This is a genomic window from Turicibacter sp. HGF1 (assembly GCF_000191865.1).
GTDB lineage: Bacteria > Bacillota_I > Bacilli_A > MOL361 > Turicibacteraceae > Turicibacter > Turicibacter sanguinis.
In genome coordinates, this window is the sequence record NZ_AEXQ01000027.1 from 1 (window position 1) to 516 (window position 516).

Here is a 516-nt window from a genome sequence, read left to right on the forward strand (position 1 = left end):
TATGCATTTCACGGTCACGTCCCCAATCATAAAGACGGTAAGTGACATCGCTACTTTGTTGGACTTCAAGTAGTTTTATACCACCTTTAATCGCATGAATGGTCCCCGCTGGAATATAAATCATATCTCCAGCTTTTACACTGATATCTCCTAAGTAATCTGCTACGCTTCCCTCTTCAAGGATTTTAGCGAATTTTTCTTTGTTTAATCCATCTTTAATTCCACAGATTAGTGAAGCTCCTTCTTCTGCTTCTAAGATGTACCAGCATTCTGTTTTTCCGTTGTCATTTTCATACTTACGTGCAAACTCGTCACCAGGATGAACTTGAACTGATAATGATTCATCTGCTTTAATGATTTTGATTAAAATCGGTAAATCTTTCTGTAAATAATCATGTAAATTTTCGTTAGTATCTACTAAAGTCGAGCATCCGTTACGATGTGTAGAGAGATTCCATTTTTCATAACCCCAAACTTTTTCGCTATAAAATGGATTTAATTTTATAATTTTTGTCA

1 protein-coding gene is annotated in these 516 nt (G+C 35.1%); it reads right to left on the minus strand.

Annotated features, from left to right (window positions below):
- Window positions 1-516, minus strand: a 516-nt coding sequence (locus HMPREF9402_RS02785; protein WP_009606419.1) for a type I phosphomannose isomerase catalytic subunit, incomplete at both ends; no start/stop codon positions are given.